Here is a 16,461-nt window from a genome sequence, read left to right as displayed (position 1 = left end):
TAAGAGGAACCCTTGACCCTGCTCCGCGCCGCCGACGTCCAACTGTCCTTCGGCAGCCGTACCGTCTTCCAGGGCCTGACGCTCACCATCGAGGAAGGTGAGCGCGTGGGCCTGGTGGGAGTGAACGGCTCCGGCAAGTCCTCGCTGATGAAGATATTGGCGGGGGTGGCGCGCGCGGACGCGGGGGAGCTGCAACTGCGCCGGGGCGCTCGCGTCACCTACCTGCCGCAGGAGCCCGAGTTCGCTCCCGGCGCCACGGTGGCCTCGGAGCTGAGCGTGGCCCAGGGGCCCCTCAAGGATGCGCTCGCCACACACGCCGAGCTCATCCGCCGCATGGAGTCCACCCCCGCCGACGCCCAGGGCAAGCTCATGGAGCAGCTCTCGGGGCTGTCGGACAAGATCGAGCAACTGGGCGGCTGGGACACGGAGCACCACGCGAAGACGCTGCTGGACCGGCTCGGCGTGAAGGACTGGGACCGGCCCGTGGCCGAGCTGTCCGGCGGTCTGCGCAAGCGCGTGGCCATCGCCCGCGCGCTGCTGACGCGGCCGGACCTGCTGATGCTGGACGAGCCCACCAACCACCTGGACGCGGACACGGTGGACTGGCTCGAAGAGGAGCTGGACAAGCTTCCCGGCTCGCTGCTGCTGGTGACGCACGACCGCTACTTCCTGGACGGGCTGGTGGATCGGATGGTGGAGATCCAGCCCGGAGAGGGCGTCGTCTCGTACCCGGGCAACTACGAGGCGTACGTGGAGCAGAAGCTGGTGGCGCAGGAGAATGCGTCCCTCGCCCAGCACAAGCGCGAGCGCTGGATTGCCCAGGAAGTGGCGTGGTTGCGCAAGGGCCCCGAGGCGCGGCGCACCAAGAGCAAGGCGCGCATCGAGCGGGCGCGAAAGCTGATGGAGGAGAAGGGCTTCCAGCGGCCGAAGGTGGCGGGGCTGCAGGTGATGCAGGCGCCGCGGCTGGGCCACACCGTCATCGAGGCCGAGGGCGTCCACAAGTCCTACGGCGAGCGGAACGTCCTCAAGGGCGTGAACATGCTGCTCCAGCGCGGCGAGCGCGTGGGCCTCGTGGGGCCCAATGGCGTGGGGAAGACGACCTTCCTGCGCGTGCTGCTCGGCGAGCTGCCTCCGGACTCCGGCAAGGTGGTCATCGGCAAGAACACGAAGGTCGCCTACTACGACCAGACCCGGGCCTCGCTGGACCCGGAGCAGACGGTGTACGAGGCGGCCTCGCCGCGCGGGGACGACTGGGTGGAGCTGGGAGACCAGCGGGTGGCGCTGCGCGACTACCTGGATGACCTGCTCTTCCCCGTGCCCATGCAGCGCATGAAGGTGAAGGCGCTGTCGGGTGGCGAGCGCAACCGCCTGCTGCTCGCGCGGCTCTTCCTGGAGGGCGCCAACGTCCTCGTGCTGGACGAGCCGACGAACGACCTGGACATCGTCACGCTGAACATCCTCGAGGGGCTGCTGCTCAACTTCACCGGCAGCGTGCTGCTGGTGACGCACGACCGGTACTTCCTCGACAAGGTGGCCACCTCCATCCTCGCCTTCGAGGGGGACGGCAAGGTGGTGCGCTACGAGGGCAACTTCGCGATGTACCGGCGGCTCAAGGAGCAGGCCCAGGCCCGTGCCGCGGCCGCCCCTGCCCCCGTGGCGAAGAAGGCCGAGCCCGCCCCCGTGGCCGAGCCGAAGCAGGCGCGCAAGCCGGGCAAGCTCTCGTACAAGGAGCAGCGCGAGCTGGATGGGATGGAGGCGGCCATCGAGGCCGCGGAGACACGCAAGGCGGAGCTGGAAGCGAAGCTCGTGGATCCCACCATCTACTCCAGCGGCACGAAGGCAGCCGAAGTGCAGAAGGAGCTGGACGTGACGACGGCTGAAGTCGAACGCCTCTACACGCGCTGGCAGGAATTGCAGAACCTGGTTTCTGGAGTTTGAGGTCCCATGATTCGTCTCGACAACATCGGCAAGCAGCACGGACAGCAGATCCTCTTCGTGGAGGCGTCTGCGCAGCTCAACAAGGGCGAGAAGGTGGGCCTGGTGGGCCCGAACGGAGCGGGTAAATCCACCCTGTTCCGGATGGTGGTCCAGCGGGAGCACCCGGACGAGGGGCAGGTGTCCGTGGATCGCGGCGTCACGGTCGGCTACTTCGACCAGGACGTGGGCGAGATGTCCGGGCAGAGCGCGGTGGCGGCGGTGATGGACGGCGCGGGTCCGGTGTCCGAGGTGGCGGCCGAGCTCAAGCAGCTCGAGGCGGCCATGGCGGACCCCGAGCGCATGGACGAGATGGACAAGCTCGTGGAGCGCTTCGGCGTGGTGCAGGGGCGCTACGAGGAGCTGGGCGGCTACGCGCTGGAGGGCCGGGCGCGGGAGATCCTCGCGGGCCTCGGCTTCTCCGAGGAGATGATGGACGGGGACGTGGGCGCCCTGTCCGGCGGATGGAAGATGCGCGTGGCCCTGGCCCGCATCCTCCTGATGAGCCCGGACGTGATGCTGCTGGACGAGCCCAGCAACCACCTCGACCTCGAGTCGCTCATCTGGCTGGAGAACTTCCTCAAGGGGTTCGAGGGCGCGGTACTGATGACGAGCCACGATCGCGAGTTCATGAACCGCATCGTGACGAAGATCATCGAGATCGACGGCGGCGAGCTGACGACGTACTCGGGCAACTACGAGTTCTACGAGCAGCAGCGGGCGCTCAACGAGAAGCACCAGCAGGCGCAGTACGAGCGCCAGCAGGCGATGCTCGCCAAGGAGCTGAAGTTCATCGAGCGCTTCAAGGCGCGCGCCTCGCACGCGGCCCAGGTGCAGAGCCGGGTGAAGAAGCTGGAGAAGATCGAGAAGGTGGAGCCGCCCAAGCGCCGGCAGACGCTGGTGTTCGAGTTCCAGCAGGCGCCGCGCTCGGGCGACGACGTGGCGAAGCTGGAGCGGGTGGTGAAGGGCTACGGCAAGCGCCGCATCTACAACGGGCTGGACTTCCTGGTGCGGCGCGGCGAGCGCTGGTGCGTGATGGGCGTGAACGGGGCGGGCAAGTCCACCCTGCTCAAGCTGATCGCCGGTGAGTCGAGGCCGGACGACGGCGCGGTGAGCGTCGGCGGCAGCGTGAAGATGGGCTACTTCGCGCAGCACGCGATGGAGCTGCTCAAGCCGGATCAGACGGTGTTCGACTCGCTGGTGGACAGGTTCCCGCGGGCCTCGCAGGGCTCGCTGCGCGCGCTGGCCGGGTGCTTCGGCTTCTCGGGCGATGAAATCGAGAAGAAGTGCAAGGTGCTCTCCGGTGGAGAGAAGGCGCGTCTGGTGCTGGCGCAGATGCTCTACGACCCGCCCAACTTCCTGATCCTCGACGAGCCCACCAACCACCTGGACATGGCGACGAAGCAGATGCTGATCGCCGCGCTGGCCAACTACGAGGGCACCATGCTCTTCGTGAGCCACGACCGGCACTTCCTCGGCGCGCTGTCCAACCGGGTGCTGGAGCTGACGCCCGAGGGCATCCACCAGTACGGCGGCGGCTATACGGAGTACGTGGCCCGCACCGGCCACGAGGCCCCCGGCCTGCGCAGCTGAACCGCCGGGTTCTGGACGGGCCACACCCTGGCATGGAGGATTCCCCTCCATGCTGACCCTCCACAAAACCACCGCGGCATTCGGCCTCAGCGACGTCAGCCCCTTCTGTGTGAAGCTGGAGACCTACCTTCGGATGGCTGGAATCCCCTACATGGGGAAGCCGGCCGCCTTCGGGAAGGCCCCCAAGGGGAAGATCCCCTTCATCGAGGAGGATGGCGCGCTCCTGGGTGACTCCCAGCTCATCATCGAGCACCTCAAGCGCAAGCACGGCGACACGCTCGACGCGAAGCTCGGCGCGGAGGACATCGCCAGGGGCCACCTGGTCCGGCGTGTGTTGGAGGAGAGCTTCTACTGGCACATCGTCCGTGAGCGCTGGGTCATTCCGGAAGGCTGGCGGCTCTACAAGCCCATCTTCGAGACCTTCTTCCCACCCGGCGTCGGCAAGCTCGTGGTGCCCATGATCCGCCGGGGAATGACCAAGGCGATGCACACCCAGGGCCTGGGCCGTCACTCTCCCGAGGAGGTGCTCGAGATGGGGAAGGCGGACGTCTCCGCGGTGGCGGCGACGCTCGGTGACAAGCCGTTCCTCCTGGGGGACACCCCCACCTCGTTCGACGCGACGCTCTATGCGTTCATCGCGAGCATCCTCCTGTTCCCGGTGGATTCGCCGCTCCGGAAGTACACGCAGGGACAGCAGAACCTGGTCCGCTACTGCGAGCACATCCAGAAGCGCTACTTCGCGAACGGACAGAAGTAGCCCTCCCGTCTGTGCACCGAAAAACAGCACACTCCCGGCAACCCCGCCGGACGATGCGCGTGTAGAGCCGCGTGTCCAGCATCCATCCGTTCACCGAGTGGTTGAACCGAGGCACGCGGGGGTGGTGGGTATGAGGCGGATGCTCGTTTCGTGCATGGCGGCGGGAGCGGTGTGGCTGACGGGGTGCGCCAACTGCGAGCAGCTCCAGGAGGGCGCCACGGAGCTGGTCTCCCACTACGCCCGATGCAGCCCCGGCGACACCTGCCAGAAGATCGATCTGCTCGCCCTCGCCGGTGGGCAGAACTGCCTGGGCGCGTTCCAATGCTTCGGTGCCGTCAACACGACGGCGAACCTCACCGAGTTCCAGCGGCGGGCGCGGGCCCTGGCCCAGCAGGCCTCCATCGTCTGCCAGCCGGGGGAGTGCGTCACCGTCGCCTGCGTGGACCCGAGAGAACTCAAGCCCGTGTGCGACACGGAGCTCGGCCAGTGCGTGCTGGTGCCACGGCAGCCGTGATCAGAGCAGCTTGCCGGGGTTGAGGATGCCGAGTGGATCCACCGCGCTCTTGATGGCGAGGTGGAGCCGGTGGGTCTCGGGGCCCAGTTGCCGGGCGATGAACGGGCGCTTGAGCGAGCCGACCCCGTGCTCTCCGGTGATGGTTCCCCCCAGCGCGAGCACCGCGTGCAGGATGTCGTCGAACGCCGCCTTCGCCCGTGCCACCGCGTCCGGGTCGTTCGGGTCGAAGACGAGCGTGGGATGCATGTTCCCGTCGCCCGCGTGCCCGAACGTGCCGATGAGCACGCCCCGCTGCTCGGCGATGCGCTCGACCGCCGCGAGCAGGTCCGGGATGCGCGAGAGCGGCACGCCCACATCATCGAGCAACGTGGACCCCTGCCGCTCCAGCGCGGGAAAGGCGAAGCGGCGCGCACCCATCAGCAGTTCCCCCTCGGCCTCGTCGGAGGAGTTCGCGATGAAGGTCGCTCCGGCGGCCTCGCAGAGTGCCGCCATCCGCGCGCACTCCGCCACGCCCTGCTCTCCCCCGGCATCGGAGCGTGCCAGCAGGAGGGCCGCGGCCTGGACATCCAGCCCCATGGGTCTGGCGGCCTCCACGGCGCGCACGGTCGTGCGGTCCATCAACTCCAGGAGCGAGGGCCGCATACCCGCCATGATCTCCGTGACCGCCGCACCGGCTCCAACGAGCGTCGGGAACGAAGCCACCAGCGTCGTGGCCGGAGGCGGACGGGGCCGGAGCTTCAGCGTGGCCTCGGTGATGACGCCGAGCGTGCCCTCGGAGCCGACGAACAGCCGGGTGAGGTCATAGCCGGCGACGTTCTTGACCATGCGGCCGCCGGTCCGGACGACGGAGCCATCCGCGAGCACGGCTTCGAGCCCGAGCACGGCATCCCCGGTCACACCGTACTTCACGCAGCACAGGCCGCCGGCATTGGTCGCGAGGTTGCCGCCGAGGGTCGAGAACTCCCAGCTCGCGGGGTCCGGCGCGTACCAGAGCCCCAACTCCGCCGCGGCGGCCTTCAGTGCGCCGTTGATGACTCCGGGCTGGACGACGGCGTACAGGCCTCGCCGGTCGATCTCCAGGATGCGATTCATCCGCGTGAGCGAGAGCACGATGCACCCGTCCACCGCGTTGGCGCCACCCGACAGCCCCGACCCCGCGCCACGGGGGACCACGGGCACACGGAGGACCGAGGCCACACGGAGCACGGCCCGCACCTCGGCGGTCGAACCAGGACGAACGAGAACCCGAGGGGCACCCGCTGAGGCCCAACCCGCCTGGTCGCGGCGGTGCGACTCGAGTACATCGGGGTCGGTGACGAGTGCCTCGGGCGGCAGGACGGCCGCGAGCTCACGCAACAGGTCCACGCTCATCGCGCTCCATCCGGGAGAGTCAGGTCACGCGGGCTCGAAGAGTTCCCGCACGGACTGCACGGAAAGGGCCTTGAGGAGCCAGCGTTCGAGTTGCTCAAGATCCGTGCAGGAGGCAATGCGCTGGCGGGCCTGCGCATCCACTTGAAGGCCTCGCGCTTCGAGCACCTTCAGCAGGGCAATCACCTCTCCCTCCTGACGACCTTCCTGACGACCTTCCTGACGGCCCTCCTGACGACCCTCCTGCCGGCCCTCCTGACGGCCTTGGGCGAGATACCTCCGGGCGAATTCGCTCTGGTACTCGTAGGTGCCACTGCGCATCAGTGCCTCCAAGGCCGTGCGTGCCGCGTCGTTCAACGACGACACCACCAAATCAAAATAGAAGCGTGCCCGCTCGTCATCAACCCCCACCAGCCCGGGCAGCACCGCACCGGCGATGGCCGCGCCCTTCTCGCCCTGCCCATGTGCCATGGCGGACAACACCGCCAACTCCACCGCCTCACGCGCCTGCTCGGGCCGCGTGATGACCGGAATGCGATCCGGCCCCGCCACGCAGGGCCTCAACACGAAGCCCGGGTGACCCAGCTCCATCGGCTGCCCGCCCCAGCGGGCCACCGGCCCGTCTGGTGCCACCACCAGCAGCACCGTGGGACACCTCCACCTCGCCCTCAGGTGGGTGAGGTACACCGGCCACGTGTACCGCTTCTCCTCGTCCGGAGAGAGCTGCACCTCCACCACGATGGCGAAGCGCGGCGTGTCCTCCCACAACTGCACCACCAGGTCCGCCCGGTACTCGGTGGGCACCACCTGGGTCAGCTCCGCGGACTCCGCACGGGCTTCCGCGTAGGCGGGAACCTCGACACCGAGCGCGTCCCGCAGCAGCTCGGCCGCCAGGGCCGGACGGTTGCGGAACAACTCCAGGAAGGCCTCGTGCCGGAGAGAAGGCATGCGGCAGCGGATGTGACTCCATGAGTCACATCGCTGTCAAGCTCCGGGTTGACTCCAGAAGTAGTGCCGCGGTCCTCCCCGGGGCCCTACTTGGGCATGAACCCGAACGCCTTGAGCATCGCGACGGCGATGCCCATGAGGCTCTCACCCGCGATGAAGCCGGAGCTCACCGGGAGCACCGTGGCCTCGGCCAGCTTCGCCTTCTTGCGGCGCAGCACCTCGGCGATGGCCGCGCCGATGAAGAAGCTGATGGAGCTCGCTCCCGGAATCACGATGGCCAGTCCCAGGCCCGACGCCGAGGGAATGAACGGCTTCGCCTTCTTCGGCGCCCAGCGCTCCAACAGCACCAGCGCCACGCCCAGCGCCAGGCCGCACACCGCGCCGATGCGCGCGGACGTGTGCAGCGAGGACACCCCGTTGACGAGCATCTTCGACACGCCCGCCCACACCAGCGAGGACGGCGCGGGGAACTCCTCGGTGCCCAGCACCTCCGCGCTCGGCACCAGCAGGTTGAAGGCGGGCACCACCACGGCCGCTCCGGCCAGCACGCCGAAGAGCTGCCCGAAGAACTGCTTGCGAGGGCTCGCGCCGAGCAGCCAGCCCGTCTTGAGGTTCGTGAGCAGGTCCGCCGAGTGCAGGCCCACGCCACCCGTGGCGTTGGCGCTCATCACGTTGGCCGCGAGGTTTCCGGGCAGGATGGCTCCGTAGAGCAACTGCGTCACCGGCCCGAGCGCCTTCGTCGGCGTGGTGTCCGTCTCTCCCGTGACGCGCGCGGCGATGACACCCATCACCACCGACAGCGGCAGGGCGATGACACCCGCCCACCACGGAATCTGGAAGAGGTAGGCCATCAGCCCCACCACGATGGGGCCCAGCACCAGGAAGCCCAGGGGGAACCACGTGGGCGGGCACTCCACGTCCGCGAGCACATCCTTCTCCTCCTCGGTGTTCTTCCCGAAGAGGCCCGAGAGCGCCTTGAACGACTTCGCCACGCTGCGCCACTGGAAGGCGAAGGACAGCAAGCCGGAGGACACGAGCACCGAGGCGCCCGTCCACAGCGCCCAGCCGTTGATGGCCTTGTACGTCACCTCGGGGATGATGCCGCGGCTGACCATCTCCGGAGCGAGGAAGCCGTAGGTGAGGATGGCGCCCACCAGCATGGACCAGCCCGTCTTGAAGCTCACCAGCGCCCCGGCGCCAATCAGCAGCAGGCTCAGGTCGAGCGAGAGCGTCCACGCCCCCGCCGGCTTGCCGCCGATGGTGAAGGGCAGGCTCAGCTTCGAGGGCAGGTTCCACACCAGCCACGAGGCCTTGGCGTCCCGCCAGAACGCGACGACGGCTCCCACCAGGCCCGCCAGGCCCAGGTAGCGGGCCTTGCCACGCGAGCCCTCGTCATTCCCGTGGAGCGCCTGGAGCGTCTCGGCGGTGGCGGTGCCCGTGGGGAACGGGAGCTGCTCGATGTTGACGAGCTGGCGCTTGATGGGGATGGCCGCGAAGACACCCATTGCGGAAATCACCGCGAACCAGGCCACCAGCCATCCCGGGGACGGCAGCGTCCCGGTGAGCATCAGCAGGGCGGGCACGGCCGCCATGTTGCCCCCGCCCGTCATGTACCCCGCTCCCGAGGCCACCGAGCCCACCGCGTTGTTCTCCAGCGCGGTGAGTTCCCGCTTCGCCAGCCCCAAGGCCCGCAGGGCGCCAAAGGCGGCGAAGGAGAGGACACACGCGGTGATGGTGACGCCCAGGCTCCAGCCCGTCTTGAGGATGACGTACAGGTTGGACAGGCACATCACCGCGCCAATCGCCATGCCCACCACGACGGCACGCACGGTGAGCTGGTGCTCGGCTCCCTTGTAGACGTTCTCGAGCCAGTAGCGCTCGGGATCCTGGGTACCGGCGGAGGGCGCCGCCGGGTGCGGGGGCTCGGGCGAAATCTTGAGCTGCTGGGGCGAGGGCGAGACGGACTGGCTCATGGGGGGTGCACGATACCGGAACACCCCCTACCCCACGAGTGGGTATTGGTTCCTGACCGACCCGTCCGCCCGCTCAGTGCGCCCCGCCCGGTCCGTGGGCGTGACCGTGCTCCTTCTCCTCGTCGGTGGCCGCGCGCACTTCACGCACGGTGATGTCGAAGTGGAGCGTCTTGCCCGCCATCGGGTGGTTGAGGTCCACCACCACCTTCTCCCCCTTCAGCTCGCGAATCGTGATGGGGATCATGTCCCCGTCCGCCGTCTGCGCGGTGATGGTCAGGCCCGGCTGGAGCTCGGCATTCGGGGGGAACATCTCCCGGGGCACCTCCTGGAGGCCTCGCGGATCATGCTCGCCATACCCCTGCGAAGGAGGCACCACCACCTTCTTGGACTCACCGGCGGACATGCCCTCCAGCTGCCCCTCCAGGCCCGGGACGATCTGCCCACGGCCGTGCATGTAGGCGAGCGGATGTCCGGGCTCACTCTCGTCGACCACCTTGCCGTCCCCGAGGTGCAACCGGTACTCCAACGAGACCACACTGTCCTTGGACACCTTCATGGTGGGCTGCTCCTTCTAGTCCTACGGGTATGGGACGGAGATGTAGCGGGGGCAACCAGCCCGTGCTCCCCTGATTGCTCAGGAAGCGGACGACTCGGGCTCCAACCGCGAGGCCTGGGCCTCGTCGTCTAAGTTGGGTTCGCCCCGGGACACGTAGACGGCGGCGGCCAGGTCCCCCGTCACGTTGAGCGTGGTGCGGCACATGTCCAGGAAGCGGTCCACGCCCAGCACCAGCGCGAGCCCCTCGGGCGGAATCTTGAACATGCCCAGAATCATCGCGATGACCGGGATGGAGCCCGCCGGCACGCCCGCGGTACCGATGCCCGCCAGCACGCAGATGAACATCACGACGGCCTGGTCCGGCAGGCTCAGCTGCACGCCGAACACCTGCGCCAGGAAGAGCACCGTGACGCCCTCGAAGAGCGCGGTGCCGTTCTGGTTCATCGCCGAGCCGGCGGTGAGCACGAAGCGCGACACGTTGCGCGGCAGCTTGAGGTTCTCCTCGGCCACCTTGAGCGCGGTGGGCAGCGTGGCGCTGGAGGACGCCGTGGAGAAGGCGGTGACGATGGCCAGGCGGCAGTCGCGGAAGAAGGTCACCGGGTTGCGCCCACCGAGGAAGCGCACCGACAGCGAGTACACGACGAACATGTGCAGCCCGAGCGCCAGCAGCACCACGCCCACGTAGGACGCCACCTGCATCAGCACGCCCATGCCCAGGCGCGCCATCATGCTGAAGAGCAGCGCTCCCACGCCGATGGGCGCCAGCTTCAGCACCCCATCGATGAGCCTCATCATCACGTCGTGCAGGCCCTGGACGGTCTCGCGCAGGTGCTTCGCCGCCGGGGTGTTCGTCACCGCCAGCCCCAGGCCGAAGATGAGCGAGAAGACGATGAGGGCGATCATGTCCCCGTCCGCCGCGGCCTTGATCGGGTTGGTGGGCACCATGGCGGCGATCAGCGAGGACACCGAGGTGCTGCTCGGCGCGGGGGCCGCCTGCACCGCGGTCCCCTTCATCGCCAGCGCACGGGCCTCGTCGCTCAGCCCCACGCCCGGCTTGAGCGTGTTGACCAGCAGCAGACCGATGAGCACCGCGATGCTGGAGATGACCACGGTGTAGCCCATGGTCCGCAGGCCCAGCCGGCCCAGTTGCTTCAGGTCCAGCTCGCACACGCCCATCACCAGCGCGGAGAAGAGCAGCGGCACCACCAGCATCAGCAGCAGCCGGAGGAAGAGCTGTCCCGCCAGCCCGGTGATGTTCGTCACCACCCACTCGAGCCAGGGCGTCCCTCCCGCCAGGAGGTTGGCGGCGATGCCCGCCACGGTGCCGATGACGATGCCCAGGAGCATCTTCTGGTGCTGCTTCATCCGGGTGCCTCTTGCGTGGTGCTGGGGAGAAGACTCCCTGGGGACAGGGAGTCACTCAGCCTACCGGTGATTCCCCGTGGCGGATACACCGTCGTCGGTGCCAGATGTCTCCGGCCGTACTCCCGCGCCCCTGGCCAGTTCACCCGCCGTCTCCCGCAGCCGCCGGTTCACCCGCTCGGCCCACTCGGGCTCCACCTCCAGGCACGCCGCCTTGCGTCCCAGCCGCAGCGCCGCCGACGGCATGGAGCCACTGCCCGCGAACGGATCCAATACCCAGTCCCCCGGCCGGCTCCACGTGCGCACCAACGGCTCCAGCACGGAGAAGGGTTTGTGGTGGGGGTGGTTGCCCCAACGCGCCGCCTCGGCGTCATCGTCGTAGCCGCCCACCACCGCCCAGACGGTGGGCAGGGCACCGGGCTCCAGCACGGGCTCCGGCGTGCGCGAGAGCACCAGCGCCACCTCGTAGACGCGCAGCAACTGCTCGTTGGCGTTCTTGTCCGTGGTGCGCTTGCCCCAGACGTACTCACCCCGCAGGTGCTGGTACCCCAGCGAGCGGGCCACCGCGAGGATGGGCTCCTTGCCCAACAGGTTCGTCCAGACGGCCATCGGAGCGTCCGGCGTCAGGTGCGCCACCGCCCGCGTCATCCACTGCTCCGTGAAGACGCGGTAGTCGCGCACCGTCTCGAAGCGCACGATGGGGTTGCGATCGATCTTCTTGTTCGCCCGGGGATCCCGCAGGTCTCCCCCCTTGCGCCGCCGCGTGAGCAGGCAGTACGGCGGATCCGTGTGCAGGAAGGTGGCCTTCGCCTCGCCCAGCACGGTCCGGTAACCGCCGGGCTCCCGCGCATCGGCCCGCACACAGCGGAAGGTCTCGAGCTCGTCGTGAGGATTCATCCGGCGCGCACCCTACCCCAGCCGCCCCGCTTCACCACCGCGCCTCGGGAGGCACCGCCCGCGTCACGGCCTGGATGTCCCCCACCGGCACCCGCTCGTGCGACTTGAAGACGGCGAAGTCGTCCCCCCGCTCGGTCACCACGTCCAGCACCTCGTCGATGAAGGCCTCGCCCTCACGCAGTTGGATCGCCACGGGCCGGTGCCGCAACACGGCCTCCTCCAGCACGTCGATGAAGTCACAGCGGCCCACCTCGTCCTGGCATATCCGAGTCATCGTCTCGCCGCCTCCAAGCGTCAAAGGTAATGGCTCCCCCGAGCCCCGCTCACGGGAATGAACCGGCCCCGGGCGTGAACCCGCCCACTCACCGCTTGCGCCGGCCCCGCTTCGGCGCCCCGAGCCGCCGGGCCTCCTCCACCCAGTGGCCCCTCAGGCGCGCCTCCGTGGCGAGCGCCTCGTCCCACGAGGGCCCGTCTGGCAGCACGCGCGACGCGTGCTCGAGCATGAGCCGCTCCAACGCCCGGTCCTCGCACAGCCGCTTCACCTCGTGCTCATCCAGGCCACAGGAGACGAGATACGTCTCGCGCTCCTCTGGCGGCAGGCCCAGCAGCTCCCACCACTCCTCCTCTGCCCGCAGCACCTCCTCATCGGTGGCCCGCAGCCCGAGCGACCGCGCCTGGCCCGCCAGCAACGCCCGCCGCAAGCCCATCTCCGCCAGCTCCCGGGCCTCGGGCGCGGCGCGCAGCCCCGCGAGCACCTCCTCCGAGGACACGAGGCCCCCTTCCGTCGCACACAGCCCCTCCACGAGGCGGCGGCGGCGCACGTAGGACGAGGGCGGCGGCCGGGCCGTCCGGGCTCGTACCGGGAGCTCCTCTCCCGAGGCGATCCACGCCGAGGCGGCCTGGAGGCAGGCGCGGGCGTCCTCGCGCTTGAGGTCCTCGACGCCTCGGGCGGCCCAGGCGTCCCACTTCGCCCGGGTGGCCGGACGCCAGGCCTCGCCCACGGCCGCCAGCACCCGGGGCCAGGTACGGTCCTGGTAGAAGAGCGCCGCCGCCGCGTCCACCAGCGCCCGGGCCTCGCCGGGAGCGAGCACCTTCGCGCCCTCGGCCTGACGCGCCGCGTGACGCACGTTGACGAGCGGCACCGTGAGGGGACGGAAGCCGTGCTCCGCGTCGGCGTGGAGCAGTGCCACCTCGGCGTCATCCGCCAGCTCGCCCCGCTGGTACGCCTCGAAGATGTGGCCCACGCCCACCATGCCGTGCCGCGAGAGCTCCGCCGCGCGCAGCGCGCCCATGCTCGCCCCGCCGAACACCGCCACCCCGGCATCCAGCGCGGCCAGCAGCTCGTGGTGCCAGACGGAGGGCTGCGCCTCGAAGACGCCATCCACCAGGGCAATGGCCCTCGGACGCAGCGAGAGGGCCCGCCACACGTCTCCCTGGCGCGCGGGCGGCAACACCCGGCAGGGCACCAGGGCCAGGGCGTCCTCCTCCGGCAACGAGGGGCCGAGGAAGACCAGGAGATCATCGGGATGATGGGCCGGACGTCGTTTCACGGCAGCTCGTTTCACAGCAACTCCGAGACGCGCAGACCCGGCACCACCACGCGCACCACGTGGAGTCCGGGGAGGGGGGCCTCCAGCTCGACGGCGGCGGCCCGGTTGAAGCCCACCTTCCCGAGCCGCACCAGCACTTCGCGCACCGCCTCCTCCGGCGAAGACACCTCGTCGGAGACGTCGGGCATGGACTCCACGGACCGTCGCGGGCGCACCTCCGCGCAGGCGGCCGCCAGGGCCAGGGTGGCCTCGCGGTCTCCCGCGGCCACGTCCTCGCGAGCACCGTGGATGTCGGTCAGGCGGGACTGGGCCGCCTCCAGCAAGGCGCCGAGCAGGGCCTGGTCCCTCCCCAGCCCGCAGGCGTACCCGGCCGCCAGGGGCACCGGGCCCTCCTCGCGGTCCACGAGCAGCGCGCCTCCCACGGGCAGACCCACGGCACGGGGCGTCTTCCGGCCAGGCGTGAGATCGAAGAGGTAGACGGCGAAGCCCCGCTCGCCCAGGGCTCGCGCGAGCGCCGCCGTCCGGGGAGCGCCCCGCTCGAGCTCTCCCGGGCGCAGCAGGCGCGAGAGGAGGACCTCCTCGGACCACCCCTCCGGGAGGATGCGCGCGAGCTGATCCCGCTCCGTGGCCTCCAGCAGCGCGTGCAGCAGCGCCCGGGCCCGCTCGGAGTGCGCACCCGAGCCATTGCTCGTCCACCGCACGCTCACCGGGCCGAGCGACGGAGCCCCGCTGGGCGGGCAGTACACCCCCTGGGCCGGGACGAGCACGGGACGCCCGGACCGCAGCTCGGTGGCCTCGCACCACGCGTACCGCATCTCGCGGCTCCACAGCCGGGAGACGACCACGCCGCCCCGGGTGCCCAATTCCTCGGCGCCCCAGACGGCGCGGCCCCGGGCCTCCAGCCCATCCATGGAGCCCCAGACGAGCCGCTCCAGGGGGACGTTCTCCGCGCCCCACAATTCCGCCGTCTCCAGGAGCGCTCCAGCGGACGCCGCCTGGAAATCCAGGCCCTTGCCATTGCACACCTGAAGCACGTAGCCGCCTGGACGCACCGCGGCAGCCACCTCCACCCCGGCCCGGTCCAACCCCGTGACCCGCGCCACCCGGGTGACGCCGAGTCCATGGGCGAGACGGTCGAGAAAGGAGGAGGTCAACGGAACGGCGGTCGGGAGGGCCACGGGGGAGCTCTGTGTTGGGTGAGCGAGGACGTCTCGGCGGGAAGCATGCTAGGGGAGTCCGGCGTCAGGAGGCCGAAAAGAAGATGCTCGACGTGGGACAAGCCGCCCCGGACTTCACCGGCACCGACTGCTTGGGACGCACCTTCTCGCTCTCCGCGCTCCGGGGAAGACGGGTGGTGCTCTTCTTCTTCCCCAAGGCCTTCACCATCGCCTGCACGGAAGAGACGCGCCACTTCCGGGACAACCACGAGCGGATTCAAGCGCTCGGGGCGGAGCTAGTGGGCGTATCCGTGGACACGGTGAAGACGCAGTGCGAGTTCGCCGAGCAGGAGAACATCCACTTCTCCCTGCTGGGCGACGAGGCGCGCACCATCAGCCAGGCGTATGACGTGCTGTGGCCCGTGCTGAAGGTGGACCGGCGTGTCACCTACATCATCGGCCCGGACGGCCTCATCGAGTCCGTCATCCGCCACGAGGTGCGCGTCTACAAGCACCTGGACGACGTGCTGCGCTACCTGAGCGAGCACCCGCTGCCGCCCGCGGGCACCTAGAACTCCCAGGAGCAGTGGTACTCGCAGTAGACACCGCCCCGGGCGCGGCACTTCTTCTGTTCGACACGCACCTCGCGGGCACCGCTCATCTCGATGGCGCGCTCGTACCAGCCAACGATGGTGAGACAGTCCGCCTCGGTGACACTCTCGGCGCCCACGGTGCGCAACACCGCGCTGCGGGGTCCGGCCTTCTCGTAGGTGCGGGAGCCCACCGCGTAGTAGAGCCGGTAGATCTCCGGCGCGTGGCTGAGGAGGAAGTGCGGATCCCCCTTGCGGATGAACACGTGGTGGGGGCCGTTGAGGTTCTCCTCGGCGGAGGCGCGGCCCATCTCGACGAAGGCCTTGTTGCGATCCCTCGGCGAGAGCGCATCGGCGATGGCCGCGTCGAGGCGGAGGTTGAGTTCCAGGGGGTACCAGCCGATGGGCATGATGACGCCCTCGAGGACCTTGCGATCGGCCGGAGACAAGCGCTGGAGCACCTGTTGGACACGCCCGGTCCCGCCTTGCTTCATCAAGAGATTGAGGCGGGTGATGAGCACACTGCCCTTGATGCGCGCGGCCGTGCTGTCCGTTGCCATGGTGCGATGCCCCCGGTGAGCCTCACCATTGTGTCAGCGGGAGGAGGTGGGCGGCAACCTGCCTGGAGGAGACTTCCCGGGTGAAGCAGGCAGGTGAGCCCGGTTGCACGAACGGCGTCAGTGGGGCTGGAGCTCGCGCAGACGCTTCTCGAGTTCCTCGCCGAGATCCGTCGGCCGGCGCAGCACCGACGCCATCATGACCACCGTGCCAGCGGTGAGCTCGTCTCGGGCATGCAGCCGGCTAAACCCCTCTTGCATGTCCGCGAGCATCTGTTTGAAGTCCCCGCGCATCTGCTTGACCTCTCCACGGAGCTCCTGGACCTCTCCGCGCAGCTGCTGGAACTCCCTATTCATTCCATCACGCCAGGTGCGGAACTCGGCCCACTGACGATCCGACTCGGCCCACCGACGATCCGACTCGGCCCACCGACGATCCGACTCGGCTCGCAGGCTTTCCAACTCGACCCGCTGGCGCCCCAACTCGATTCCCAGGTTCTCCGTCAGCTTTTCCTGTCTCGCCATCCGGGAGTTCAGGTCCGCCACCTGGGTTTCCAGCCGGTCCATCCTCACACCCAGACCCTGAACGGCATTCAGGATCTGCGTGCCAATGTCGCCCCCAATCATTTCCGCCATCTGCACACTCCTCGCCCGCCCGGGCAGTC

General features: G+C 69.3%; 16 protein-coding genes. 5 read left to right on the top strand and 11 right to left on the bottom strand.

The window, feature by feature from the left end:
* Nucleotides 1-12 precede the first annotated feature (12 nt).
* The 4 genes from BO221_RS21185 to BO221_RS21170 all read left to right on the top strand — a co-directional run bounded on the left by BO221_RS21185 (nucleotide 13) and on the right by BO221_RS21170 (nucleotide 4,838).
* Nucleotides 13-1,938, top strand: a complete 1,926-nt coding sequence (locus BO221_RS21185; RefSeq protein ID WP_073562280.1) for an ABC-F family ATP-binding cassette domain-containing protein — start codon at nucleotides 13-15, stop codon at nucleotides 1,936-1,938.
* A 6-nt stretch (nucleotides 1,939-1,944) separates the two neighbouring features.
* Nucleotides 1,945-3,567, top strand: coding sequence for an ABC-F family ATP-binding cassette domain-containing protein (locus tag BO221_RS21180; protein ID WP_073562279.1), 1,623 nt, complete (start codon nucleotides 1,945-1,947; stop codon nucleotides 3,565-3,567).
* Nucleotides 3,568-3,616: 49 nt separating this feature from the next.
* Nucleotides 3,617-4,324 carry a glutathione S-transferase family protein gene (locus BO221_RS21175; RefSeq protein WP_073562278.1) on the top strand — a complete coding sequence of 236 codons (708 nt, stop codon included), beginning with the start codon at nucleotides 3,617-3,619 and terminating at the stop codon, nucleotides 4,322-4,324.
* A 130-nt stretch (nucleotides 4,325-4,454) separates the two neighbouring features.
* A complete protein-coding gene (locus BO221_RS21170; RefSeq protein ID WP_143195583.1) occupies nucleotides 4,455-4,838 on the top strand; it encodes a hypothetical protein in 384 nt (127 codons plus the stop codon).
* On the opposite strand, the gene BO221_RS21165 is transcribed toward BO221_RS21170, so the two are convergent.
* The 9 genes from BO221_RS21165 to BO221_RS21125 all read right to left on the bottom strand — a co-directional run bounded on the left by BO221_RS21165 (nucleotide 4,839) and on the right by BO221_RS21125 (nucleotide 14,670).
* Nucleotides 4,839-6,209 (bottom strand): FAD-binding oxidoreductase, encoded by a 1,371-nt coding sequence (locus BO221_RS21165; RefSeq protein ID WP_073562276.1) that lies wholly within the window; start codon nucleotides 6,207-6,209, stop codon nucleotides 4,839-4,841. It abuts the gene before it with no gap.
* Between the two features lie 24 nt (nucleotides 6,210-6,233).
* Nucleotides 6,234-7,154 (bottom strand): hypothetical protein, encoded by a 921-nt coding sequence (locus BO221_RS21160; RefSeq protein WP_073562275.1) that lies wholly within the window; start codon nucleotides 7,152-7,154, stop codon nucleotides 6,234-6,236.
* 86 nt (nucleotides 7,155-7,240) lie between these two features.
* Nucleotides 7,241-9,127 (bottom strand): OPT family oligopeptide transporter, encoded by a 1,887-nt coding sequence (locus tag BO221_RS21155; RefSeq protein WP_073562274.1) that lies wholly within the window; start codon nucleotides 9,125-9,127, stop codon nucleotides 7,241-7,243.
* Between the two features lie 73 nt (nucleotides 9,128-9,200).
* A complete protein-coding gene (locus tag BO221_RS21150) occupies nucleotides 9,201-9,683 on the bottom strand; it encodes a peptidylprolyl isomerase (RefSeq protein ID WP_073562273.1) in 483 nt (160 codons plus the stop codon).
* A gap of 78 nt (nucleotides 9,684-9,761) precedes the next feature.
* Entirely contained in the window at nucleotides 9,762-11,048 is a 1,287-nt protein-coding gene (locus tag BO221_RS21145; protein ID WP_073562272.1) for a dicarboxylate/amino acid:cation symporter, read from the bottom strand.
* A 60-nt stretch (nucleotides 11,049-11,108) separates the two neighbouring features.
* Nucleotides 11,109-11,942 carry a DNA methyltransferase gene (locus BO221_RS21140; protein WP_083681239.1) on the bottom strand — a complete coding sequence of 278 codons (834 nt, stop codon included), beginning with the start codon at nucleotides 11,940-11,942 and terminating at the stop codon, nucleotides 11,109-11,111.
* A 31-nt stretch (nucleotides 11,943-11,973) separates the two neighbouring features.
* Complete coding sequence (locus BO221_RS21135; protein WP_073562271.1) at nucleotides 11,974-12,216, bottom strand: hypothetical protein; 243 nt, start codon at nucleotides 12,214-12,216, stop codon at nucleotides 11,974-11,976.
* 88 nt (nucleotides 12,217-12,304) lie between these two features.
* Nucleotides 12,305-13,492 carry a TfuA-like protein gene (locus BO221_RS21130; protein ID WP_073562270.1) on the bottom strand — a complete coding sequence of 396 codons (1,188 nt, stop codon included), beginning with the start codon at nucleotides 13,490-13,492 and terminating at the stop codon, nucleotides 12,305-12,307.
* A gap of 11 nt (nucleotides 13,493-13,503) precedes the next feature.
* Nucleotides 13,504-14,670: a YcaO-like family protein gene (locus BO221_RS21125; protein ID WP_083681238.1), complete on the bottom strand. Its 1,167-nt coding sequence runs from the start codon at nucleotides 14,668-14,670 to the stop codon at nucleotides 13,504-13,506.
* 83 nt (nucleotides 14,671-14,753) lie between these two features.
* Here BO221_RS21125 and BO221_RS21120 point away from each other — a divergent pair, with 83 nt between their 5' ends.
* Entirely contained in the window at nucleotides 14,754-15,221 is a 468-nt protein-coding gene (locus tag BO221_RS21120; protein ID WP_073562269.1) for a peroxiredoxin, read from the top strand.
* On the opposite strand, the gene BO221_RS21115 is transcribed toward BO221_RS21120, so the two are convergent.
* Entirely contained in the window at nucleotides 15,218-15,799 is a 582-nt protein-coding gene (locus BO221_RS21115) for a TIGR02265 family protein (protein WP_073562268.1), read from the bottom strand. The genes BO221_RS21120 and BO221_RS21115 overlap by 4 nt on opposite strands.
* 117 nt (nucleotides 15,800-15,916) lie before the next feature.
* On the bottom strand, nucleotides 15,917-16,432 hold the full coding sequence (locus BO221_RS21110) for a hypothetical protein (RefSeq protein ID WP_073562267.1): 516 nt from the start codon (nucleotides 16,430-16,432) through the stop codon (nucleotides 15,917-15,919).
* Nucleotides 16,433-16,461 lie beyond the last annotated feature (29 nt).

It is taken from the genome of Archangium sp. Cb G35 (genome assembly GCF_001896145.1).
GTDB classification, from domain to species: Bacteria; Myxococcota; Myxococcia; order Myxococcales; family Myxococcaceae; genus Archangium; species Archangium violaceum.
Note: the sequence above shows the minus strand (reverse complement) of the source record. Positions and strands in the feature narration are given on the sequence as shown.

Bases quoted from the DNA above. Each gene is read 5' to 3' on its own strand.
- BO221_RS21180 (WP_073562279.1), top strand. From the start codon at position 1,945: ATGATTCGTCTCGACAACATCGGCAAGCAGCACGGACAGCAGATCCTC.
- BO221_RS21175 (WP_073562278.1), top strand. From the start codon at position 3,617: ATGCTGACCCTCCACAAAACCACCGCGGCATTCGGCCTCAGCGACGTC.
- BO221_RS21170 (WP_143195583.1), top strand. From the start codon at position 4,455: ATGAGGCGGATGCTCGTTTCGTGCATGGCGGCGGGAGCGGTGTGGCTG.
- BO221_RS21165 (WP_073562276.1), bottom strand. From the start codon at position 6,209: ATGAGCGTGGACCTGTTGCGTGAGCTCGCGGCCGTCCTGCCGCCCGAG.
- BO221_RS21160 (WP_073562275.1), bottom strand. From the start codon at position 7,154: ATGCCTTCTCTCCGGCACGAGGCCTTCCTGGAGTTGTTCCGCAACCGT.
- BO221_RS21155 (WP_073562274.1), bottom strand. From the start codon at position 9,127: ATGAGCCAGTCCGTCTCGCCCTCGCCCCAGCAGCTCAAGATTTCGCCC.
- BO221_RS21150 (WP_073562273.1), bottom strand. From the start codon at position 9,683: ATGAAGGTGTCCAAGGACAGTGTGGTCTCGTTGGAGTACCGGTTGCAC.
- BO221_RS21145 (WP_073562272.1), bottom strand. From the start codon at position 11,048: ATGAAGCAGCACCAGAAGATGCTCCTGGGCATCGTCATCGGCACCGTG.
- BO221_RS21140 (WP_083681239.1), bottom strand. From the start codon at position 11,942: ATGAATCCTCACGACGAGCTCGAGACCTTCCGCTGTGTGCGGGCCGAT.
- BO221_RS21135 (WP_073562271.1), bottom strand. From the start codon at position 12,216: ATGACTCGGATATGCCAGGACGAGGTGGGCCGCTGTGACTTCATCGAC.
- BO221_RS21120 (WP_073562269.1), top strand. From the start codon at position 14,754: ATGCTCGACGTGGGACAAGCCGCCCCGGACTTCACCGGCACCGACTGC.
- BO221_RS21115 (WP_073562268.1), bottom strand. From the start codon at position 15,799: ATGGCAACGGACAGCACGGCCGCGCGCATCAAGGGCAGTGTGCTCATC.
- BO221_RS21110 (WP_073562267.1), bottom strand. From the start codon at position 16,432: ATGGCGGAAATGATTGGGGGCGACATTGGCACGCAGATCCTGAATGCC.